Below are 21,477 nucleotides of genomic sequence, written 5' to 3' on the forward strand. Positions count from 1 at the left end.
GTGCCCGCGCCGGTCGCCCGGCTGCGGGGTCGGCCCCCGTGGGCCCTGTGTCCTCCGGCCTCAGTACCGCTCGACGAGGTGCTCACGGCCGGCCGGCGGCTCGTACGGCTCGGGCCAGAAGTCGGTGACGGCCGCTATCCGGCCGTCACCGTCCCCGGTGAAGAAGGAGATCGCGTACATCTCCTCCAGCCCGACCGTGACGTGCACCCGGCTGACGACCTGCCCCGGCTCCGCGACGATCCGCTCGATCCTCGCGTGCCAGTCGCCCGGATACTCCCGGTTGAACCGCACGTACCGCTCCCTGCCGCGTATCCGTTCCTGCGTCTGAGGCAGCTCGTACACCACGTCCTCGGCCAGTGTCCCGGCGAACGCGGCCCAGTCCCGGCCCTCGGCCGCGGCCCAGAAACGCTCCACGGTCCGGCGGAGATCGGCACCATCTGTCGTTGAGGTCATGGGGCGAGTCTGCACCCGGCCACTGACAGCCGGCCCGGACGAGCCCCGCCGCACGTGGCCGCGGGCGAAGTTATCCACAGGCTGGGGACCTCGGCCGCACATTGTCGTGCGGGCGGGGCAATATGGGGCCATGACTGAGAGCAACGGGGCCACCCCGCAGCAGCAGAGCGGATCCATGCCCGACTGGGAGAAGAGGTTCCGGGCGCCGAGGGTGTCCCTTCCGGACTGGGCGGAGGACGCACCACACCGCTCGCTGTTCGTCTCCAACGCCACGGGCACGTACGAGTTGTACGCGTGGGACCGCGCCACCGGCGAGCAGCGCCAGGCCACGAACCGGGCCAACGGCACGACGGACGGCGTGCTCTCGCCCGACGGCGAGTGGATCTGGTGGTTCGACGACAAGGACGGCGACGAGTTCGGGGTCTGGCGCCGTCAGCCGTTCCACGGCGGCCCGGACGAAGAGGGTGCCCCGGGCCTGGACCCGTCGTACCCGGCGGGCCTGGCCCTCGGCCGCGACGGCCGGACGGCCGTCGTCGGCCGCTCCACCGACGAGGACGGCTCCACGATCCATCTCTCCCGGCAGGGAGAGGCCCCGGTCGAGATCTACCGCCACCGCGAGTCGGCCGGTGTCGGCGACCTCTCGCACGACGGCTCGCTGATCGCGATCGAGCACACCGAGCACGGTGACGCGATGCACTCGGCACTGCGCGTGGTCCGGCCGGACGGCACGACGGTCGCCGAGCTGGACGACACCAAGGGCGGCACGATCGAGCTGGGCCTGGAGGTGCTGGGCTTCGCGCCCGTGGTCGGTGACACCCGGCTGCTCATCGGCCACCAGCGGGTCGGCCGCTGGGAGCCCCTCGTCTGGGACGTGGCCTCCGGTGAGGAGAGCGACCTCGGACTCTCCGGCCGGCTGGAGGGCGACCTGAGCGCCGAGTGGTATCCGGACGGCTCCGCCCTGCTCGTCGCCCACAGCTTCGAGGCCCGCAGCGAGCTGTTCCGCTACGACCTGGCGTCCCGTGCCCTGGAGCGGGTGGACACGCCGCGCGGCAGCGTCTCCGGGGCCACGGCCCGCCCCGACGGCAGCATCGAGTACCTGTGGTCCTCGGCCGCCGAGCCGCCGGTCGTCCGCTCCACCACGGGCGAGGTCGTCCTCGACCCGCCGGGGCTGAAGTCCCCCGGCTCGGTGCCGGTGGAGGACGTCTGGGTGGACACACCGGGCGGCCGGGTCCACGCCCTGGTCCAGCGCCCGGCCGGGGCCGGCCCGTACCCGACCGTCTTCGACATCCACGGCGGCCCGACCTGGCACGACAGCGACGCCTTCGCGGCGGGCCCGGCCGCCTGGCTGGACCACGGGTACGCGGTGATCCGTATCAACTACCGAGGCTCCACCGGCTACGGCCGCGCCTGGACCGACGCCCTCAAGCACCGGGTCGGCCTGATCGAGCTGGAGGACATCGCGGCCGTCCGGGAGTGGGCGGTGACCTCCGGCTTCGCCGACCCGGAGCGGCTCGTCCTCACCGGCGGCTCCTGGGGCGGGTACCTCACCCTCCTCGGCCTCGGCACCGAGCCGGACGCCTGGACCCTCGGCATCGCCGCCGTCCCCGTCGCGGACTACGTCACCGCGTACCACGACGAGATGGAGGCGCTCAAGGCCATGGACCGCACCCTCCTGGGCGGTACGCCCGAGGAGGTCCCCGAGCGCTTCGAGGCGTCGTCGCCCCTGACGTACGTCGACGCGGTGAAGGCCCCCGTCTACATCTCCGCCGGTGTCAACGACCCCCGCTGCCCCATCCGCCAGATCGACAACTACGTCGACCGGCTGGCCGGCCGGGGCGCCGTCCACGAGGTCTACCGCTACGACGCCGGCCACGGCTCGCTGGTCGTCGACGAACGCATCAAGCAGCTCCGTCTGGAGCTGGACTTCGCCGAGCGCCACCTGGGAGGACGCCCCTGAGACCGCCCGGCACCCCGCGCCCGGTCAGGGTCGCGGGGTGCCGGACAGGGGCGGTGGGGGAGGCCCCGGGGCGGCGGGGGCCAGGCCCCGGGACGGGGCGGGGGCGCGGACCGGACGCCACCACCTCAGGCCGCCACCGGCACGCGCTGGTCCTCGCGTCCCTCCACCTGCTCCTCCTCCGCCGCCGCCAGCAACCGCACGAGCGTCGCCCGCGCCCGCGCCACCCGTGACCGCACCGTGCCGACGGGGCACCCGGCCAACTCCGCCGCGTCCTCGTAGGACAGTCCGAGCATCTGTGTGAGGACGAACGCCTCACGCCGTTCCGCGGGCAGCGCGCCCAGCAGATCGGTCAGCGCCACACCGTCGTCGAACCCGGGCAGCCCGCGCGGCTGGGCGTGCTCGACGGCCAGCCGCCAGTCCGGCACGTCGGACAGCCGGGGCCGGGCCGCCGCGTACCGGAAGCTGTCGGTCACCGCCCGCCGGGCGATGGCCAGCAGCCACGTACGGGCGGAGCAGCGCCCCTCGAACCGGTGCAGGCTGCCGAGGGCCCGCAGGAACGTGTCCTGGGCGAGGTCGTCCACCGCCTGGGGGTCGGCGCAGAGATGGGCGACGAACCGCCGGACGTCACGGTGCAGCGCGCCGACGAACCGTTCGACGGCCTCCGGGTCCCCACCGCGGGCGGCCAGCGCCCAGGCGGTTATGGACTCGTCGGTCGTGGACCGGGCCGACGGGCTCGACGCGGGCAGGGGAGTAAGGGTGATCACCTGGTGTCCTTCTCGGGGCATCCGGGATCCGGACCACCGACGCGGGCACGGGGCGCACACGGTGACACAGCACAGCCGTACGGACGGAAAGCCGGCCTTACGGACGCGGAGACGGCCGTACGGACGCTGGGACGACCGTGCAGACGCTGAGACGTCAGTGCGGACACTCAGACGACCGTGCAGACGCAACAAGACGGAGAAGACGGCCTGACGGTCGGAAGCGTCTCGGGAAGCGTGCCGGAAAACGTGTGCGCGTCCGTGAGAACGCGCCGGGCGGTCCGGTGAGGAAGGGAGGGCGGCCGTACGGCACGCGCGGGGGCGGCGTACGGCCGAAGCCCGAGGCGTGAGCCGGGTCGGCTGCCTCGGGTCACCGGCTGTCGTCAGATGACAGCGGCCCCGGCGGGCGGGCCCCGAGAAGTGATCGCGTGGACGAGAAGGAGCCGGCGCGGCGAACGGTCCGCACGGCCTCGCCGCACCCGGGGACGTGGCCGCTCCGCGGCGACGTGCAGCGCGAGCGACAGCCGCAGCGGCGCGGCCAGCCAGCCGGCCACGGCCCGCAGCAGCCCGAAGGCCGCGCGTTCGCCGTACGCCAGCCACAGCCCGCACAGCAGCGCGGCCAGCAGATGCGCGGCGAGCATGCCGGACGAGGACGCGTACAGGGACGCGAGCGAGGACAGGAGGGGTGAGGAGGACGCGGACGAGCCGTCCAGGAGGTAGCCGGCGTGGTCCACATGACCCAGGTGACCGGCCGCACCCGCGGGGACCGTGTGGACCGAGTGGGCGGAACCCATGCCCATGAAGTCCGCCGAGCCCGCGGAACCCATCAGGTCCATGGAGCCCATCACGTCCATGGAACCCACCGGATCCATGGCACCCCTCGCGCCCGCGGGGCCGTCGGCGGCCGACGGGACGGGTGGCTGCGACAGTTCGAAGCCCCAGTGGAGGGCCGTCTGGGCGGCGACCACGACGGAGGTGATCAGAGGGAGTCCGCGCTCACGTCCGGCCAGGCACCAGCCGACGGCACCGGTCACGACCGCCCCGACGGCCATCGCCGGCCAGGGGACATGACTGCCCGACATCATCACGTGGCCCAGGGCGGCGAGCAGCACGCAGACGGCCGCGAACATCGCGGCGCGTGTCGTGCGCGAACCCCACCCTGCGGTCATGGCGCCCCATCCTCGCATCCGGACACCGCCGTCACCCCGTCCCTCTTGAGTACGGATTTCCACCCGTCGTCGCACTCACACCGCCAACTGTGATCCGGATCACTGAGAAACCGGTCGGGTGTATGGGGCAGTCTTCTGACTCGTGGGGACCCCTTCGCAGCACAACAGCAGTAACGGGCCGAACGGACAGGCGGGTTCGGGCGGACGCACGGGTCGGGCCGACCCGCCCGACCCGGCGCCGACGACCGGCCCGGCCGCGACGGCGACCGGCCCCCGTATGCCGTCCGGTCCGGGCGTCCCGCCCGGTCAGCGCGCGCCGTCGGGCCCGCTCGGCGCGGGCAGGCAACCCGCCCCGGGCCGGCGCGGCCGGCCGACCGCCGACTCCGGCGCCCACATGGTCGTCTGCGGGGACGACGGGCTGGCGCACCGGCTCGCCGGGGAACTGCGGACCGTGTACCGGGAACAGGTGACGCTCGTCGTGCCGCCCATGGCACGGGTCGCGCAGCGGCCGGTCGTCGGACGCGCCCGGACCGCCGCCGCGTTCCTCGACCGGATGGCGGCCGCGGTCAACCGGGCCACGGGCTCCCCCGACCCGGTGGCCGGCGACCGCACCGGCGAGGCCCGCACCGGCGAGGCCCGCACTCGGGACGGCGGCGAACGCGTCCTGGAGGCGGGGGAGGCCACCGAGGCGGTGCTCGCCGAGGCCGGGGTGGAGCGGGCCGCCGCGCTGGCCCTCGTGTACGACGACGACGAGACCAACATCCGCGCGGCGCTGACCGCCCGCCGCCTCAACCCGCGTCTGCGGCTGGTCCTGCGGCTCTACAACCGCCGCTTGGGGCAGTACATCGAGGAACTGCTCGACCAGGCATCGGCGTTGGCGGCCGGTGACGGTGAGGCCGACGGGGTCGACGGGTTCGGCGCCTCGACGACCGTCCTCTCCGACGCCGACACCGCCGCGCCCGCGCTGGCCGCGACCGCCGTCGCCGGGACCAGCAAGGTCGTGCAGACGGACGGGCTGATGCTGCGGGCCGTGGAACGCCCGCCGGGCCGCGGCGGCCAGAGCCCGGGCGGCCTCTGCACGCTCGCCCTCCTGTCAGCGACCACCAACGACCCCGCCGGGACGGAGGGTTCCGAGGGCAGCGGCTCACGTGGCCCCCAACTCCTGCCCGACGAAAGGGCGGTGGCGGAGGCGGGCGGACGCGGAACAGTCGTACTCGACACGGTTCGCTACGCGGGACCCGCGCTGCCGCCCGGCCGGGCGGGCGGCGGTCCGCTCGGCGCCTTCGGCTCGCTGCTCTCGCGGCGGCTCCGGTGGTCGCTCGCGGGGATGATCGGGTGCGTGTTCGCGCTGGCCGTCGCGCAGATGGTGATCACCGGCGAGCATCCGCTCCAGGCGACGTACGCGACCCTCCTCGACCTCTTCGGGATCGCCGACCCGGCGACCGATCAGAGCGACTCCCGTCAGATCCTGCAACTCCTGTCCGGGCTCATGGGCTTACTCCTGCTGCCCGTGCTGCTGGCCGCCGTGCTGGAGGCCCTCGGCACCTTCCGCAGCGGTACCGCCCTGCGCAAACCGCCCCGCGGCCTCTCCGGGCACGTCGTCCTCCTCGGCCTCGGCAAGATCGGCACCCGTGTGCTCGCCCGCCTGCGCGAACTCCACATCCCGGTCGTGTGCGTGGAGGACGACCCGGAGGCGCGCGGCCTGGCGGAGGCCCGGCGCCTGCGGGTGCCGGTGATCCTCGGCGACGTGACCCAGGAGGGCGTCCTGGAGGCCGCCAAGATCCACCGCGCGCACGCTCTCCTCGCCGTGACCAGCTCCGACACGACGAACCTCGAAGCCGGCCTGTACGCCCGTTCCGTACGCCCCGACCTGCGTGTCGTCCTGCGCCTGTACGACGACGACTTCGCCACCGCCGTCTACCGCACCCTGCGCGCCGCCCACCCCAGCGCTCTCACCCGCAGCCGCAGCGTCAGCCATCTCGCCGCGCCCGCCTTCGCCGGCGCGATGATGGGCCGCCAGATCCTGGGCGCGATCCCCGTCGAACGCCGCGTCCTCCTCTTCGCCGCCGTCGAGGTCCGCGGCCACCCCCGCCTGGAGGGCAGGACCGTGGCGGAGACCTTCCGGGCGGGCGCGTGGCGCGTCCTGGCCCTCGACACGGCCGCCCCCGGAGAGCCGGACACCGAGCGAACGCCGGGCGCGGCGGGGTCCGGCCTGGTCTGGGACCTGCCGCCCACCTACGTCCTCCGTGCCGAGGACCGCGTGGTGCTGGCGGCCACGAGGCGCGGCCTTGCGGAACTGCTGGGGAGGCGGGCGGTGGCGGGCGCGTAGCGCGCGGCGTGGGGAGACCTGGCGGCATGGCGGCCTGAGAAGCACGGGGCGCAGCCCCTGCTTCTCAGGGGCGCGGGGAACCGCGCGACAAGCCCCGACGCACCCGCAGCCGACCGGACGGCCCGACCACCCGCCGCCGACCAGCTACCCCACTCACGCGCAGACGACCCCGTGCGTCTCCCAGGCGGGGAACGGATCCTCGAACCCCGCCGCGGAGGGCACCTCCCCCGCCCTCACCAGACAACCTGCCAAGGCCGAGCGCAACGCCTCCGCCCGGAGCCCCGTCCCGATGAACACCAACTCCTGCGCGTACGGAGCCTCCTGCGCGTACGGAGCCTCCTGCGCGATCGACGTCTCCTGCGCGAACGGCGTCTCCTGCGCGAACGGCGCTTCCTCCGCCTCCGGCGCCGAGTCGTCCCGCGCGGCCGACGGCTCGAAGCGGGCGACGGAACCGGCCTGCGACCACAGCCCCACCACACGCGGCCTGCTGGCGAGCGTGAAGAACCCCTTGGAGCGCAGGACGTGCCCGAAGGTCCCGCTGTCGAGCGCCTCGGTCACGAAGGTCCACAACCGCGCCGGATGGAAGGGCAGTTCGGACCGGAAGACGGTCGAGGAGATGCCGTACTCCTCGGTCTCCGGCACATGGTCCCCGTTCAGCTCCCGCACCCATCCCGGCGCCTGCTGCGCCCGTTCGAGGTCGAACACCCCGGTGCCGAGCACCTCCGAGACCCGCACCCGGCCATGGCTGACCGGCACGATCCGCGCCGCCGGATTGAGCCGGGCCAGCGTCGCCGCGAGCCGCTCGGCGGTCGCGCCGTCGACGAGGTCGAGCTTGTTCAGGACGATCACGTCGGCGAACTCCACCTGGTCCATCAGCAGATCGCTCACGGTGCGTTCGTCGTCCTCGTACTGGTCGAGCCCCCGGGCCACCAGCTCGTCACCCCCCGCCAGCTCCGGCAGGAAGTTCACCGCGTCGACCACGGTGACCATGGTGTCGAGCCGGGCGAGGTCCCCGAGCGTGGCCCCGTCGTCGCGCGCGAAGGCGAAGGTCGCGGCGACGGGCATCGGTTCGGAGATCCCCGAACTCTCGATGAGGAGATAGTCGAAACGCCCCTCGCGCGCCAGCCGGTCCACCTCCTCCAGCAGATCGTCGCGCAGGGTGCAGCAGATGCACCCGTTGGTCATCTCGACCAGCCGCTCCTCCGTGCGCGACAGCGCCGCCTCGCCGCCGCGCACGAGGGCGGCGTCGATGTTGACCTCGCTCATGTCGTTGACGATGACGGCCACGCGGAGTCCCTCGCGGTTGGCGAGGACATGGTTGAGCAGGGTGGTCTTGCCCGCCCCGAGGAACCCGGAGAGGACGGTGACGGGCAGCCGTTCGTACGCCATGGCCGTCGCCCCTAGCCCTCGGGGTGGAGCAGCCCGCGCTCGTACGCCCTCAGCAGCCGCTGCGGTACGAGATGAGTGGTGCCGTCGACCGTGAACGGCACGAGCTGTGGCGTGCTCGCCTTCCACTGGGCGCGACGATGACGGGTGTTGCTGCGGGACATCTTCCGCTTGGGCACGGCCATGGGGTCCTCCTCCACGGGCTTCACAGGTGACGGACCGGACGCTACATGAAAATGGATCCCATTACTAAAAGAGGTCTTCGGTGCGGTACGACACCCCGGCGACCATGAGCAACCCCGTCATCAGCGCCGTATGGGAGGAAGGGGCCGAACCGGCCCCGCCCGGTCCAGCCGTTCCCTACGGAGGTACCGTCCCCCGTGGCCACAACCAAGGAAGAAGCCCCCCAGCGCGGTCGGCACCTCGACCCACCGCTCGTCCTCACCATGCTGCTGGTGCTGGCGGTCGTGGCGCAGGGCCCGCTCCGCGGTCTGCTGTCCGCGCCCGTGACGCAGAGCTGGATGACGGTCTTCGTGGCGGTGGTCGTTCAGGCCCTGCCGTTCCTGGTCGTCGGAGTGCTGCTGTCGGCGGCCATCGCGGTGTTCGTGCCGGCCTCGTTCTTCGCCCGCGCGCTGCCGAAGCGCCCCGCGCTGGCGGTACCGGCGGCGGGCATGGCCGGTGTCGTCCTGCCGGGGTGCGAGTGTGCCTCGGTGCCGGTGGCGGGCGCCCTCGTGCGCCGGGGCGTGACACCCGCGGCGGCGCTCGCCTTCCTCCTCTCCGCCCCCGCGATCAACCCGATCGTCCTGACCGCGACCGCCGTGGCATTCCCCGGCAACCCCGAGATGGTGCTGGCCAGATTCGCGGCGAGCCTGCTGGTGGCCTGCACGATGGGCTGGCTGTGGCAACGGCTGGGCCGCGGTGAGTGGATGCGCCCGCCCGAGCGGCCGTCCTACGAGGGACAGAGCAAGGGCGCCGCCTTCTGGGGATCGGTCCGGCACGACGTGATGCACGCCGGCGGGTTCCTGGTCGTCGGCGCGATCGCGGCGGCCACCCTCAAGGCGGTCGTCCCGGCGAGCTGGCTGAACGCCGCCGCCGACAACCCGGTGATCGCGATCCTCGCCCTGGCGGTACTGGCCGTCCTCCTCTCCATCTGCTCCGAGGCGGACGCGTTCGTGGCGGCCTCCCTGACCCAGTTCTCCCTGACCTCCCGGCTCGCCTTCCTGGTCGTCGGCCCGATGATCGACCTGAAACTCTTCGCCATGCAGACCGCCACCTTCGGGCGCGCCTTCGCGCTCCGCTTCGCCCCCGCCACCTTCGCCCTCGCGATCCTCGTGTCGGCACTCGTCGGGGCGGTGCTCCTGTGAACCGTCAGGCCCAGACCGTCATCCTGTTCCTCACCGGCGGCGCCCTCCTGCACGCGGGCTTCACCGACCTCTACCTCCGCTACGTCAAGGCCGGACTGCGCCCCCTCCTCATCGGCGCGGGCGTCGTCCTCATAGCCGCCGCCGTCGCCACGGTCCTGTACGAACGCCGGGCGCGGCGCCAGGGCGACGAGGAGCACGGCCACCACGAACCCCGGGTCTCCTGGCTGCTCGTCCTGCCCCTGCTGGCCCTCGTACTGGTCGCCCCGCCCGCCGCCGGGTCCTACACCGCGATGCGCACCGGCAGCGCACTCCAGGAGCAGCCCTGGGGCTACCCCGCCCTTCCCGCCGAGGGTCCGCTCCGGCTGAGCGTCGCCGACTACGCGGGCCGCGCGGTCTACGACAAGGGCCGCGCCCTCTCCGGCCGCCCGCTCAGGATCGCCGGGTTCCTCGCCCTCGACGGCTCGGGCCACCCCTACCTCGTCCGTATGGCCCTCAACTGCTGCGCCGCCGACGCCCAGCCCGTCAAGATCGCCCTCACCGGCGAACTGCCGGCCGTCCTGCGGCCCGACACCTGGATCGAGGTCACCGGCACCTACACCCCGAAGCGGACCGAGGACCCCCTGAACGGCACCGCCGTCCCGTACCTCACCGTCACCGCCACCAAGCCGGTGAAGGCACCGCAGGACCCGTACGACGAGGCATGGAACGGCTGAGAGCGCAGGGCATCCGGGGCGGCAGAGGCGTCCTCGTCGTCCACGGAGTGAGTGGCGCGAGACGCGTCAGAGGCGTGAGAGGCGCGAGACACTTCAGAGGTGTCGTGGGCATGAAAGGGCCCGGTCGCTGGCGACGGGGGATGCACCAGCGACCGGGCTATGGCCAAGGCTAACAAGGCTGGTCGTCGGACGGGAGCCGACTGCTCGACTGGGTTGACGAGTTGTGATCGGTATCACGTGGGAGGGGATGTCCGCCCGGACGTGCGTCAACCGCCCCCGCACGGCGGCTCGTACGACAGCCGGGGCAGATACTCCTCCCACTTCTCCCGGGTGAGCACCCCCCGCGTCGTCGAGCAGATGTGCCGTACGGCGTCGTCCACGTCCAGATTCCACAGCCGCACGGTGTCGGCACCGCTGGACACCCCGAGCATGTGGCCGCCGGGGCTGAAGGAGAGGAAATGGCCGGTTCTGGCGTTGGGGCTCATCGACCGGCCGATGGGGGAGGCGTCGGCGGGGCTGCCGACGTCCCAGAGGTGGACGGTGCTGTCGTTGCCGCCGCTGGCCAGGGTCCGCCCGTCCGGGCTGTAGGTCAGCGACACGACCGTCTCGGTGTGTCCGACGAGCGGGGAGCCCAGCCGCTTCACCGCGCGAGGGTCGGAGACGTCCCAGAGTCGGACCTTGTCGTCGCCGCCACCGCTGGCCAGTGTCCTGCCGTCCGGGCTGTAGACGAGATCGCTGACCGCGCCCCGGTGGGCGGTGAGCGGTCCGCCGAGCCGGGTGGACCGGGCGGGGTCGGACACGTTCCACAACCGGATGGTGCCGTCCGCGCTGCCGCTGGCCAGCGTGCGGCCGTCCGGGCTGAGGACGAGGGCGAGGATGTATCCCTTGTGGCCGGTGAGGGGCTTGCCGAGCGGGACGACCCGGGACGGATCGCGGACGTCCCACAGCTGCACGTCGTGGTCGCCGTAGGAGGTGGCCAGCACCCGCCCGTCCGGACTGTAGGCCTGCGCGTCGGTGTACCGGATCCGCAGCGCGAGGGGCGAGCCGCGCAGCACCGGACGCGACGGGTCACCGACGTCCCAGAGATACAGCGCCCGGTTCCCGGCGACGATCGACAGGGTGCGGCCGTCCGGCGAGAACGCCAGGGAGCGGTTGCCGCCGTCCTTCAGGGTGAAAGCCTTCCCCAGCAGCACGGGCCGGTCGGGCTCCGCCACGTCCCACAGCCGGATCCGGCCGTCACGCCCGGCGGTGGCCAGCACCTTCCCGTCCGGCCGGAACACCCCGTTCCGCCCGACCATGTCCGAGGTCGGCACCGACCACAGCCGGACCTTGCTGTCCCCGCTCCCGGTGGCGAGGGTCCGGCCGTCCGGACTGAACCCGAGCGCGAACATCTCGCCGCTGGCCCCGGCGAGGGGTTCGCCGACCTGAGAGGGATACGCGGGGTCGGCGACGCTCCACAGGCTCGCCGTACTGTCCGCGCTGGCGGCCGCGAGCAGCCGTCCGTCGGGGCTGAAGGCCACGGACCAGATGGCGCCGGTGTGTCCGGTGAGGGGCGCGCCGAGCGCCCTCGCGCGCCGGGGTTCGCCCACGTCCCAGAGCCGGACCGTGTTGTCCGAACTGCCGCTGGCCAGTGTCCGCCCGTCGGGAGCGAAGGCCAGCGAGTGCACCAGACCCGTATGGCCCTTGAGCACCCTGCCGAAGGCGGCGGGAGCGCGCGGATCGGTGACGTCCCAGAGCCGGATCGTGTTGTCGTCGCCCCCGGTCGCCAGCGTCTTGCCGTCCGGACCGAAGGCCACGGCGCGTACCGGAGCGCTGTGCCCGGTGAGCGGCGCGCCGAGCGCCGTCGCGCGCGCCGGATCGCTCACGTCCCACAGCCGTACCGTCCGGTCCTCGCCGACGGAGGCCAGCGTCCTGCCGTCCGGGCTGAACGCGAGCAGGAAGATCGTGCCGTCGTGCCCGTCCAGAGGGGCACCCAGCTTCCGCGGAGCACGCGGATCGGTGAGGTCCCACAGCCGGACGGTGCCGTCGTCGCCGGCGCTGGCGAGCGTACGGCCGTCCGGCGCGAAGACCGCGCTGCTCACCCAACTGGTGTGGCCGGTGAGGGGCTTGCCGAGCGGCGTGGCGCGCGCCGGATCGCTCACGTCCCAGAGCCGTACGGTCCGGTCGTAGCTGGCGGTGGCCAGGTACGACCCGTCGGGGCTGAACGAGGTGAGGTAGACGGCGCCGCCGTGGCCGAGGAGCGGGGTGGCCAGGGGCGCGTTGACGATCGAGAGGAGCCGGTTGTCGGTGCCCTCGTCGTCGGCCCGCAGCCTGTGCGCCACCAGGTCGAGCTGGGCGGAGAGCGACGGATCCGAGTACTGGACGCGATCCGCCTGGGCGACCACCTGCTCGAACACGGCGTCGTTGCGCTGCTGCCACGCGACCACCGCCGAGCCGACGGCCACCAGGGCGAACGCCACCAGCGCGGCCACGGCACCCCGCCTGAGCCGGACCGTGCGCCGGCGCAGCCGGACCGAGGCGGCCAGGAACTCCACCGCGCTCCGGGTCAGGAAGGTGTCGGCGGCGCCCCCGGCTTTCCCGGCGCCCCCGGTTTCCCCGCTGCCGGCTTCGCCGGTGGACTTCGCCCAGGTGTGGGCCTGTTCGAGCCGCGAGCCCCGGTAGAGCAGCGAGGAGTCGCGCTCGGCGTCCTCCCAGGCCCGGCCGTCCTCCTCCAGCCGTTGCCGCAACAGATGGTCGTTGCGCCCCTCGTCGATCCACCCCCGCAAGCGGGGCCAGGCGTGCAACAGCGCCTCGTGGGTGATCTCCACGGTCTCGGCGTCGAGCGTCAGCAGGCGGGCGCGGGCCATCGCCTCCAACGACTCCTCGGTCTTCGCCGGGTCCGCCGACCCGTCCGCGAGCTGCCGCCGCGTCCCCCGACGCCGGGTGGCCTGCGTGTCCTCGTGCAGCCGGACCAGCCGCAGCAACAGCAACCGCGCGGCCGTCCGGGCCGCCGGGTCCAGCTCCGACCAGGCCCGCTCGGCGGTCGCCGCCACGGCGCCCTGGATACCGCCGGCCGCCCGGTATCCGGCCAGCGTCAGCCGCCCCGCCTTCCGCCGCTGCCACGTCACGAGCAGGGCGTGCGACAGCAGTGGCAGTACTCCGGCGTCGTGCGCCCCGCGCGGACCGTCCGCGCTCACCTCCCGCACGATCAGCTCCGCGAGCCCCGGTTCGAGCTCCAGCCCCACGGCCCTGGCCGGCCCCGTCACCGCCTCGCGCAGCTCCGTCGCCGTCAGCGGACCCAGCACCATGTGCCGGTGCTGCAACGCGTCCGCCAGCTCCGGATACCCGAGGCACTGCTCGTAGAAGTCCGCGCGCACCCCGAGCACCACGGCCACGGGCGCCACCCCGCCCGCCTCCCCGGGCGTGCACGCGGCACCGAGCAACTGGACGAACATCCGCCGGTCCGCCTCGTCGGCGGAGAGCGTGAAGGTTTCTTCGAACTGGTCGACGATCAGAACGGGCCGGGTGGGAGCGGGGGTGGGGGTGTCAGCACCGGCACCGGCACCGGCACCTGTTCTGGTTCCGGTCGGGGAGGGGCCCGCACCGTCGGCGACGGCCGCTCCCCGCCTCCGCGCCTCCCACGCCCCGACGGCCTCCCGCACCGCGTCGGCGAACACCGGCGTACCGGGCTCGTACGCGGCGGACACCACCTGCCCCAACTCCGGTATCCGACGGATCAGCTCCCCGACGGGATCGGTGCCCGGTACGAGCCGAAGCACCTCACCGGTCCGCCGCCGCCCCGACGACCCCTCGTCCACCCGTTCCTCGTCACCGTCCAGGGCGCCGCCGCGCACCGCGGGCACCAGCCCGGCGTGCAGCAGCGAGGACTTACCGGCGCCCGAGGCACCCACGAGCATGACCAGGCCACCCGTGCGCTCCGCCGCTCGCAACTGCTCCACGAGCGCGCCGGTGCTCCGCTCCCGCCCGAAGAACCAACGGGCGTCCTGCTGCCGGTACGAGGACAGCCCCCGGTAGGGACAGACACCACCGGGAGGAGGCTCGTCCACGGGCAGGGCCGCGGCTGCGGCGGACGCGGCCCCCGCACCGGCCGGACGCTCGCCGACGGGATCGGCCAGGGCCCGCTCCCACAGCCGCTGCCACTGGGCCATGTCGTACAGCCCCTTGGACACGGGCACGGCCCGCGCCCGCCGGGCCTCGGGGATCAGGACGTGCAGTACGGCGGCGAGGGCGGCGAACTGCGCGGGCACGTTCCTGGCCCGCCGCCAGTCACTGATCCGCTGGACGGACACCCGCACGGGCCGCCCCCGTTCATCGACCCGCTGAAGCCGGACGACCGACTCGGAAACAGTCTTGAGGGGAGGGTTGCCCGCCTCCTTGTACAGCAGCGCGAGACGTTCCGCGAAGGCCGTGCGTGCCCCTGAGCCATGACCCAAGGCATCCACCCCTTACCTTCCCCCACTACCTGACCATCCGGACCGGAAAACTCACCTTGCGTGTCTGACCTGTGCAAACGCCATCACCGGACACCTGGTCCCTCCACCCCGCCGACCCCGAATGGCAGGATCGAGCCCAAGCCGCGCCACCGAGCACGGGGCCCCCGGCATAGCGTCCGCAAAGGCGTCCCATCATGCCGCACACCCCCGCTCCACCCCTACCTCGATCCGCGCCCCCACGCCCGGATCGACACCCGCGCCGTCCGGCACCGGTCCCCACGAGGGGAGGGACCGGTGCCGGACGCAGCGCTCCCCACCGAGTCCGGTGAGGACGGTGACCGGTGACGGCGAAAGCCGTGGACTCGCCGTCACCCACAGCGTCGTCGGCGGGGAGTCGCCGCCGACGACCACCGACCTCGTCATGAAGGCCGACGCGTTCAACGGCGTCTCCGACCTCCGCACCACCAGCGCCCGCTGACGACGCATCCGCTCCACCCGGCCCGCTTACGGCTTCGGCCGGAGGCGGGCCGAGCGCGCTGATGGTCCCCACGGGCCTGCCGTACCGGTAGCCCTGACCTTCCCCTCGTAGCGTTGAGGCTGTGACTGCAGGGGAAGTTGAGAGTCATGGCGGAGAAGCGACAGTCGTACGATGCCGAGTTCCGTGAGGGGGCTGTGCGGATCGTGACTGAGACGGGGAAGACGATCGCGCAGGTAGCGGCCGATCTCGGGATCAAGGAGACCGCCCTGGGCAGCTGGGTGGCGCGGGCCCGGAGGGCCGGCGGGGACGGGACGCTGGGCGAGCTGGGACGCGAGGAGCTCGTGCGGCTGCGCCGGGAGAGCGTGGAGAACCGCAAGCGGATCAAGGAAGTTGAGATGGAGCGTGATGTCTTCAAGCGTGCCATGGCTCTCTGGGTGAAGTGACCGAGAACGAACCGGAGGCGCTGGTCGCCTTCATCGGTCGCCAGAGAGCCGAGCACAACGGGCCCCATCGGATGTCCTGTCGCCTGCTCGGGGTGAGCGAGGCGTGGTTCTGCAAATGGCGGCGACGTTCCGCGGAGCCGACGGAACGTGAGGTCAGGCGCGTGAAGCTGGATGAAAGGATCAGGTACTTCTTCCGCGCGTCGGGCGAGACGTACGGGTCGCCGAGGATCACGCTGGATTTGTGGGAGGAGGGCTGGCAGGTGTCGGTGAACACCGTCGCCGAGATCATGGCCGAGCCCGGCCTACAGGGGCGCAAGCCCCCGCGTCGGCGGAAGTCACTGACCGGGCAGGGCAAGCGGAAAGCCGCCCCTGACCGGTGCGTCGCCGGTTCGCCGCTGTCGCTCCGGATCTGCTGTGGTACGGCGACATGACCGAGATCGAGACCGGCGAGGACAAGATCTACTCGGCTACGGTCATCGACGCGTTCTCGCGGCGCTGTCTCGGCTACGCGATGGGCGAGCATCACGACGCGGCCCTGGTCGGGGCGTCGTTGAAGATGGCGGCCGTGACACGTGGCGGCAGCCTGGATGGGACGATCTTCCACAGCGACCGCGGCGCGGAGTACACGTCCGAGGCGTACAACAAGCTCTGTGACCGCCTGGGCGTGGTGCAGTCCATGGGACGGGTGGGGTCCGCGCTGGACAATGCCGCCGCGGAGAGTTTCAACTCGCTGATCAAGGTCGAGTACATCCACCGCCGACAATTCGCGACCCGGACCGAGGCCCGCCTGAGGATCGCCACATGGATCACTGGGTTCTACGACCCGCGACGAAGGCACAGCGCGGCCGGCGGCCTACCGCCCGAGGAGTTCGAAAGAATCATCGCCGAAGCGCGCGAGCGACACGGCCAGAAAGATCAGACCGCATAACCAAAGTCTCTACGGAACCAGGGGGTTGACAGATCTGCTGTGGCTGCCGCGGAAGGTGCCGGTGCGGCAGGCGTGAGGCCACGGCCGCGCGGGCCTGCCGCACAATCTCCGGGCCCGAGGCTCGAAAAAAATCCTCCGCACGGCGGTGCAACGAAATCCGATCCTCATGGACTCCTTCAACCATCTAGGAGGTGCCCATGTTGGATCGGAAAGAGGCTCGGGACGCGGAGTTCCAGAGCTTCGTCGTCGGCCGCTGGCCACGGTTGCTGCGCACGGCTTTCCTGCTCACGGGGGAGCAGCATGCCGCGGAGGACCTGGTCCAGTCGACGCTCGAACGGGCCTATGTGGCCTGGCGCAGGGTCGGCGCGGCCGACGACCCCGACGCGTACGTACGGCGCGTGATGATCAACGCGCACGCCCGCAGGCACCGCAGACGCCTCAAGGAGTTCCTGGCGCCGAAGGACTACTCGGGCCCCACCCACGAGCTGCCCGACGCCGACGACCGCATCGCGCGGGCGGACGACCGCGGCGCGCTGCTGACGGTGCTCGCCGCACTGCCCGTGCGCCAGCGGGAGGCGGTGGTCCTGCGGTACTGGGAGGACCTGAGCGAGGAGCAGGCCGCGGAGGCCATGGGATGCAGCGTCGGCACGGTGAAGAGCAACACGGCGAGGGGGATCGCGAAGCTCCGCGCCCTGCCGGGACTGGCCGAGGCACTCACGAGCGGAGGGCGGAAGTGATGAGCGGGGACAGGGAGACGAACCACGACATGACGTACGACGAGGCGCACACGGACATCGCCCTCCTGCTGGCGGACGCGGCGGACGAGGTGGAGGTCCGCGCGGCCCCCTATCAGGCGGTGGTACGGGGAGGGAGGCGCCGCAAGACGCGCCGCTGGGCGGTGGCCGCGGCGGCCGCGGCGGTGATCGCGGGGTCCACGGGGACGACGCTGGCGCTGGCGGGAGGCACGGGCGGCGGGCACGGGGCGGGGCAGGTGGCCGCGCGGCCCTCGGCGGGGACGGTGAAGCAGAGTCCTGAACGGCGGGTGACGACTCTGGCCAGGGGCACGGACCACGGCAGGAAGTGGAAGGTCGACGCCGTCGTCTGGACCGCGCCGAAGACCACGGCGAAGGCACGCGCCCAGCTCGCCGAGATGGCCCTGTACGGGGACGAGCCGGTCGCGTTGGAGAAGGCCTCGGAACTGGTAGGCAGGAGCTGGCACTTCGTGCACCTGACCGTGGGCAAGTCGTCGACGGTGATCCTGAGACTAGTCAGTAAGGACGGCCAGTTCACGCGCAGAATGGAGGCGTACTCGAGGCCGTTGGACACCGACCCGGGCAGCGACGCCCCGCAGCGCCTGGTGATCGGCCAGGTCTTCCGGACCGTCCAGGAGGTCACCTGCACCTGGGACGACGGAACGAAGGCCCGGGTGGAACGGGCCCCTGCGGGGGCCGGCGACTTCAAGAACCTGATCCGCGAGGTGGACGGCTCCCCGAAGGACTGGTTCGTGTGCCTGGGACCGGACGGAGCGAACTACAAGAAGGCGCAGGTCACGAGGTGAGGTGAGCGATGCGGGCAGGGCGGCGGCAGGGGTCACGACCCCCGCCGCGGCAGCAGGGTCACCACCACCCCTGCTGCCGCGCCTCCCGCATCGCCTCCATCCGGTTGCGGGTGCCTGTCCTGCCGATCGCGGAGGAGAGGTAGCTGCGGACCGTGGACTCCGAGAGGTGGAGCGTGGCCGCGACGATCTTCCACAGCGACCGCGGCGGGGAGTACACGTCCGAGGCGTACAACAAGCTCTGTGACCGCCTGGGCGTGGTGCAGTCCATGGGACGGGTGGGGTCCGCGCTGGACAATGCCACCGCGGAGAGTTTCAACTCGCTGATCAAGGTCGAGTACATCCACCGCCGACAATTCGCGACCCGGACCGAGGCCCGCCTGAGGATCGCCCCATGGATCACTGGGTTCTACAACCCGCGACGAAGGCACAGCGCGGCCGGCGGCCTACCGCCCGAGGAGTTCGAAAGAATCATCGCCGAAGCGCGCGAGCGACACGGCCAGATGGATCAGACTGCATAACCAAAGTCTCTACGGAACCAGGGGATTGACACTCGGCCTGGCCTTCTCGGTTCGGGACTTCGAGGCTGCCTGGAACAGCGTCCGGGCGCACGCTGAGAGGGAGCTGAATCGCATCCAAGAAGCGGTCCAGGCCGCGCGTCCGTGAGGCAGACGGCGGTTGGTTGGCTGCTCACTGGCGGCGCTCTGGTTTCGCCACGTGGCTCTTTCGACCGGCCGCGACAGGGCGGTATCCCGGGCGAGGTAGTCAGGAAGAGCGGCCAGTGCCTGTGGTCGCCGAGCCGTGGCCTGGCATCCCTGCACGCGGGCGAGGAGCCTCCAAGCGGGCTGAGACGTGCTGGGTGCCGATCGCCCCGGCGCTTACTCCGCACGGCTTGCGCCACACTCACAAGACCCTGATGAGGGAGGCGGGGACCCCGCCAAAGCTCATGGACGAGCGCATGGGTCATGAGGACGGTTCCGTCCAGTCGCGCTATGGACCCCATCACGCCAGGGATGCGGCAGGCGCTGATGACCGCACTCACCGGGATGTGGGAGGAAGCGTTGGACGCGCGCCGGACCATGAGTCTCGGCTCGCCCGTGACTGCTCTGGATGCGCTGCTCAAGCTCGCTAGCAGCGCGCTGATCTGGAGGCAGATTCCAAGATCTTCTCCAGGATTCCTCCAGAGAGCCCTTGGAGAACGAGGCAGGCCCGGTGCTGATCTCTCAGCACCGGGCCTGACCTGGTGTTTCACTGTCGGGGTGGCGGGATTTGAACCCACGACCTCTTCGTCCCGAACGAAGCGCGCTGCCAAGCTGCGCTACACCCCGATTGTCACTGCTTGTCGCGGCGACGTCGTTTACTTTAGCCCACCGGTGGCCGGAGACGAAATCCGGTTTTCGGGGCGTCGGTCGGGGCGGTCCGGGCGGCCCCTGCGGGGGTGTACGGGGTCGGGGCGGAGGTGGTCGACCACGACGAGGAGGAGGGCGAGGGCGTAGAAGGCGAGGCCCAGGAGCAGGGCGTTGCCGAGGACGCTCTTGAAGCCGTGGCGGTCGACGTCCAGGAAGGGGTAGAGGTACGGGGCCGGCCAGTCGGGGGTCACCAGGGCGGCTCGGCCGAGTGTGAACGCCAGGAACGCCAGCGGGTAGAGCAGCCAGGCCACCGTGTGGCTCAGGCGTGGCGGTGCCGGGCGGGTCAGGAGCAGCCAGTCCACCACCACCGCGAGCGGGATCGCGGTGTGGAAGGCGACGTCCGTCCATGCGAGCCAGCCGGTGGGGGTCGCCGGGGCGCCCGTCGACGTCATCGTCATGGAGAAGGGCGTCGCGTCCCTCGTGAGGATCAGGTGGTGGACCAGGGCCGTGATCACGGCGTAGAGGACCGTGCCGAGCGTCATCCAGGACGGCAGGGGGCGGCGGGCGAACCACGCGCTGCGGGCCGAGGCGGCGAAGACCAGCGCCACCAGGGCCGTGCTCTGGACCGCGAAGTGGCTGAACGCCCGCAGTGGGCTGCCCAGCACCATCTCGATCACCACGGCCGCTGCCGCCGCCAGTGCGACCAGGGCGCGGTACGCCGCCGCCGGCGCACGCCGTGTCGGTGTCACCACCGCCGCCGCGGGCACGACGGATGTCACCGGTGCGGGGATGCCCGAGATCGCGGGCAGGTCGGGGATGTCCCTGGGTATCGGTGCGGTCATGCGCTCACGCTAGGACGCCCCCGCGAAACGGGCCATTCGGGATGATCCGTATGAGGTGGTGCGCTTCCTCGCCGGGTCACCCCAACCGTGGCGGCTCCGGCGCTCCCTCCTGCCCGCGGCTCGCCCTGCCCCTTTACTCCTTGTGCTACCCCTTCCGCGCCACCAGCGTGAGCAGCGAAGCCTCCGGCGGGCACGCGAACCTCACCGGGGTGTAGCGGCTCGTGCCGCAGCCGGCCGACACGTGCATGTACGCCGTGCGGCCGTCGGCCGTGTGCGTGGAGAGGCCCTTCACACGGTCCGTGTCGAGGTCGCAGTTGGTGACGAGGGCGCCGTAAAAGGGGATGCAGAGCTGGCCGCCGTGCGTGTGGCCGGCGAGGACGAGGGGGTAGCCGTCGGCGGTGAAGGCGTCGAGGGCGCGGAGATAGGGAGCGTGCACGACGCCCAGGGAGAGATCGGCGGAGTCGGACGGGCCGCCGGCCACGCGGGCGTAGCGGTCCCGCTTGATGTGCGGGTCGTCGAGGCCGGTCAGCTCCACCGACATGCCCTCGACCTTCAGCGTGCCGCGGGTGTTGGTGAGGTTGAGCCAGCCCGCTCCGTCGAATCCGTCCCGCAGGTCCTCCCACGGGTTGTGGACGGCGCCGACCACCGGCTTGTTGCCGTTCAGGCCGTGGCGGCCCTGGACCTTCTCCAGGAGATAGCGGGCGGGGTTGCGCAGGGTCGGGCCGTAGTAGTCGTTGGAGCCGAAGACGTAGGCGCCCGGGAACTCCATCAGCGGACCCAGCGAGTCCAGCACCTCGGGGACGCCCTCGGGGTCGGAGAGGTTGTCGCCGGTGTTGATCACGAAGTCGGGGCGCAACCCGGCCAGGGACCGCAACCAGCGCTGCTTCTTGCGCTGCCCGCTCACCATGTGGATGTCGGAGACCTGGAGTATGCGCAGCGGCCGCATGCCCGGTGGCAGCACCGGCACCGTCACCCGCCGCAGTCGGAAGGAGCGGGCCTCGATACCCGCCGCATACACCACACCGGCGGCACCGACCGCCGCGATCCCCAGAGGTACTCCGTATCGCGCTTGCATGTGTCCATCGTGTCAGACCCCGCCGACCCCGAGCGCACGCCTGTGGACAACCGCCGACCCTCCACCCGCGACCGCCAACTCCCCCTGTGGACAACCCACTCCGGACTGTCCACCCGACCGACGCCCGACCGGTCCCCGAGCCCTCCCCGATCGGTCCCCCGAGCCCTCCCCGAACAGCATCCGAGCCGTCACCACTCAGCATCCGAGCCGTCACCACTCGGCACCCGAGCCCTCCCCAGTCG

The 21,477-nt window shown here is 72.1% G+C and carries 19 protein-coding genes, 1 tRNA gene and 2 pseudogenes; 12 read left to right on the plus strand and 10 right to left on the minus strand.

What is annotated here, in order from left to right:
• Nucleotides 1-60 precede the first annotated feature (60 nt).
• Nucleotides 61-453: a nuclear transport factor 2 family protein gene (locus ACZ6BB_RS20030; RefSeq protein WP_471616499.1), complete on the minus strand. Its 393-nt coding sequence runs from the start codon at nucleotides 451-453 to the stop codon at nucleotides 61-63.
• A 130-nt stretch (nucleotides 454-583) separates the two neighbouring features.
• Between ACZ6BB_RS20030 and ACZ6BB_RS20035 the strand changes: the two genes are divergently transcribed.
• The gene (locus ACZ6BB_RS20035) at nucleotides 584-2,410 is read left to right on the plus strand and encodes a S9 family peptidase (protein WP_471616500.1); all 1,827 of its coding nucleotides are present in this window, start codon (nucleotides 584-586) and stop codon (nucleotides 2,408-2,410) included.
• Nucleotides 2,411-2,535: 125 nt separating this feature from the next.
• On the opposite strand, the gene ACZ6BB_RS20040 is transcribed toward ACZ6BB_RS20035, so the two are convergent.
• Together ACZ6BB_RS20040 and ACZ6BB_RS20045 are read right to left on the minus strand one after the other, a co-directional pair.
• Nucleotides 2,536-3,195, minus strand: a complete 660-nt coding sequence (locus tag ACZ6BB_RS20040; protein WP_471616501.1) for a sigma-70 family RNA polymerase sigma factor — start codon at nucleotides 3,193-3,195, stop codon at nucleotides 2,536-2,538.
• Nucleotides 3,196-3,554: 359 nt separating this feature from the next.
• Nucleotides 3,555-4,340, minus strand: a complete 786-nt coding sequence (locus tag ACZ6BB_RS20045) for a hypothetical protein (RefSeq protein ID WP_471616502.1) — start codon at nucleotides 4,338-4,340, stop codon at nucleotides 3,555-3,557.
• Nucleotides 4,341-4,734: 394 nt separating this feature from the next.
• Here ACZ6BB_RS20045 and ACZ6BB_RS20050 point away from each other — a divergent pair, with 394 nt between their 5' ends.
• Complete coding sequence (locus ACZ6BB_RS20050; protein ID WP_471616595.1) at nucleotides 4,735-6,669, plus strand: NAD-binding protein; 1,935 nt, start codon at nucleotides 4,735-4,737, stop codon at nucleotides 6,667-6,669.
• A gap of 153 nt (nucleotides 6,670-6,822) precedes the next feature.
• On the opposite strand, the gene ACZ6BB_RS20055 is transcribed toward ACZ6BB_RS20050, so the two are convergent.
• On the minus strand, nucleotides 6,823-8,058 hold the full coding sequence (locus tag ACZ6BB_RS20055; RefSeq protein WP_471616503.1) for a GTP-binding protein: 1,236 nt from the start codon (nucleotides 8,056-8,058) through the stop codon (nucleotides 6,823-6,825).
• 11 nt (nucleotides 8,059-8,069) lie between these two features.
• Nucleotides 8,070-8,240, minus strand: coding sequence for a 50S ribosomal protein L32 (gene rpmF / locus ACZ6BB_RS20060; protein WP_319367533.1), 171 nt, complete (start codon nucleotides 8,238-8,240; stop codon nucleotides 8,070-8,072).
• Nucleotides 8,241-8,435: 195 nt separating this feature from the next.
• Here rpmF and ACZ6BB_RS20065 point away from each other — a divergent pair, with 195 nt between their 5' ends.
• Together ACZ6BB_RS20065 and ACZ6BB_RS20070 are read left to right on the plus strand one after the other, a co-directional pair.
• Nucleotides 8,436-9,419: a permease gene (locus tag ACZ6BB_RS20065; RefSeq protein ID WP_471616504.1), complete on the plus strand. Its 984-nt coding sequence runs from the start codon at nucleotides 8,436-8,438 to the stop codon at nucleotides 9,417-9,419.
• A complete protein-coding gene (locus ACZ6BB_RS20070; protein ID WP_471616505.1) occupies nucleotides 9,416-10,132 on the plus strand; it encodes a TIGR03943 family putative permease subunit in 717 nt (238 codons plus the stop codon). Before ACZ6BB_RS20065 ends, ACZ6BB_RS20070 begins: the two co-directional genes overlap by 4 nt.
• A 266-nt stretch (nucleotides 10,133-10,398) precedes the next feature.
• Here the strand turns inward: ACZ6BB_RS20070 and ACZ6BB_RS20075 are convergent, their stop codons facing one another.
• Nucleotides 10,399-14,574 carry a WD40 repeat domain-containing protein gene (locus ACZ6BB_RS20075; protein WP_471616506.1) on the minus strand — a complete coding sequence of 1,392 codons (4,176 nt, stop codon included), beginning with the start codon at nucleotides 14,572-14,574 and terminating at the stop codon, nucleotides 10,399-10,401.
• A gap of 325 nt (nucleotides 14,575-14,899) precedes the next feature.
• Here ACZ6BB_RS20075 and ACZ6BB_RS20080 point away from each other — a divergent pair, with 325 nt between their 5' ends.
• The 6 genes from ACZ6BB_RS20080 (at nucleotide 14,900) to ACZ6BB_RS20105 (ending at nucleotide 17,972) form a co-directional block, all read left to right on the plus strand.
• Entirely contained in the window at nucleotides 14,900-15,043 is a 144-nt protein-coding gene (locus ACZ6BB_RS20080; RefSeq protein WP_471616507.1) for a hypothetical protein, read from the plus strand.
• 146 nt (nucleotides 15,044-15,189) lie between these two features.
• Entirely contained in the window at nucleotides 15,190-15,486 is a 297-nt protein-coding gene (locus tag ACZ6BB_RS20085; protein ID WP_471616508.1) for a transposase, read from the plus strand.
• Nucleotides 15,487-15,647: 161 nt separating this feature from the next.
• Entirely contained in the window at nucleotides 15,648-15,917 is a 270-nt protein-coding gene (locus ACZ6BB_RS20090; RefSeq protein WP_471616509.1) for an IS3 family transposase, read from the plus strand.
• Nucleotides 15,914-16,414, plus strand: coding sequence for an IS3 family transposase (locus tag ACZ6BB_RS20095; RefSeq protein WP_471616510.1), 501 nt, complete (start codon nucleotides 15,914-15,916; stop codon nucleotides 16,412-16,414). Before ACZ6BB_RS20090 ends, ACZ6BB_RS20095 begins: the two co-directional genes overlap by 4 nt.
• A gap of 197 nt (nucleotides 16,415-16,611) precedes the next feature.
• Complete coding sequence (locus ACZ6BB_RS20100) at nucleotides 16,612-17,151, plus strand: SigE family RNA polymerase sigma factor (protein WP_046916062.1); 540 nt, start codon at nucleotides 16,612-16,614, stop codon at nucleotides 17,149-17,151.
• Nucleotides 17,151-17,972 (plus strand): hypothetical protein, encoded by an 822-nt coding sequence (locus ACZ6BB_RS20105; protein ID WP_471616511.1) that lies wholly within the window; start codon nucleotides 17,151-17,153, stop codon nucleotides 17,970-17,972. The genes ACZ6BB_RS20100 and ACZ6BB_RS20105 overlap by 1 nt, the downstream gene beginning before the upstream one ends.
• Before the next feature lie 58 nt (nucleotides 17,973-18,030).
• Here ACZ6BB_RS20105 and ACZ6BB_RS20110 read toward each other — a convergent pair.
• A pseudogene (locus ACZ6BB_RS20110) lies at nucleotides 18,031-18,156 on the minus strand (LuxR C-terminal-related transcriptional regulator); the annotation flags it as partial.
• An 82-nt stretch (nucleotides 18,157-18,238) separates the two neighbouring features.
• Between ACZ6BB_RS20110 and ACZ6BB_RS20115 the strand changes: the two are divergent.
• Nucleotides 18,239-18,490, plus strand: coding sequence for an integrase core domain-containing protein (locus ACZ6BB_RS20115; RefSeq protein ID WP_471616596.1), 252 nt, complete (start codon nucleotides 18,239-18,241; stop codon nucleotides 18,488-18,490).
• A 137-nt stretch (nucleotides 18,491-18,627) separates the two neighbouring features.
• A pseudogene (locus ACZ6BB_RS20120) lies at nucleotides 18,628-19,093 on the plus strand (tyrosine-type recombinase/integrase); the annotation flags it as partial.
• A 130-nt stretch (nucleotides 19,094-19,223) separates the two neighbouring features.
• Here the strand turns inward: ACZ6BB_RS20120 and ACZ6BB_RS20125 are convergent.
• The 3 genes from ACZ6BB_RS20125 to ACZ6BB_RS20135 form a co-directional block, all read right to left on the minus strand.
• Nucleotides 19,224-19,297: transfer RNA gene (locus ACZ6BB_RS20125), tRNA-Pro, on the minus strand.
• A gap of 29 nt (nucleotides 19,298-19,326) precedes the next feature.
• Nucleotides 19,327-20,160: a Pr6Pr family membrane protein gene (locus tag ACZ6BB_RS20130; protein ID WP_471616512.1), complete on the minus strand. Its 834-nt coding sequence runs from the start codon at nucleotides 20,158-20,160 to the stop codon at nucleotides 19,327-19,329.
• Between the two features lie 145 nt (nucleotides 20,161-20,305).
• On the minus strand, nucleotides 20,306-21,235 hold the full coding sequence (locus ACZ6BB_RS20135) for a metallophosphoesterase (RefSeq protein ID WP_471616513.1): 930 nt from the start codon (nucleotides 21,233-21,235) through the stop codon (nucleotides 20,306-20,308).
• Between the last annotated feature and the right edge of the window lie 242 nt (nucleotides 21,236-21,477).

The sequence above is a fragment of the Streptomyces sp. NPDC041108 genome, from assembly GCF_055592645.1.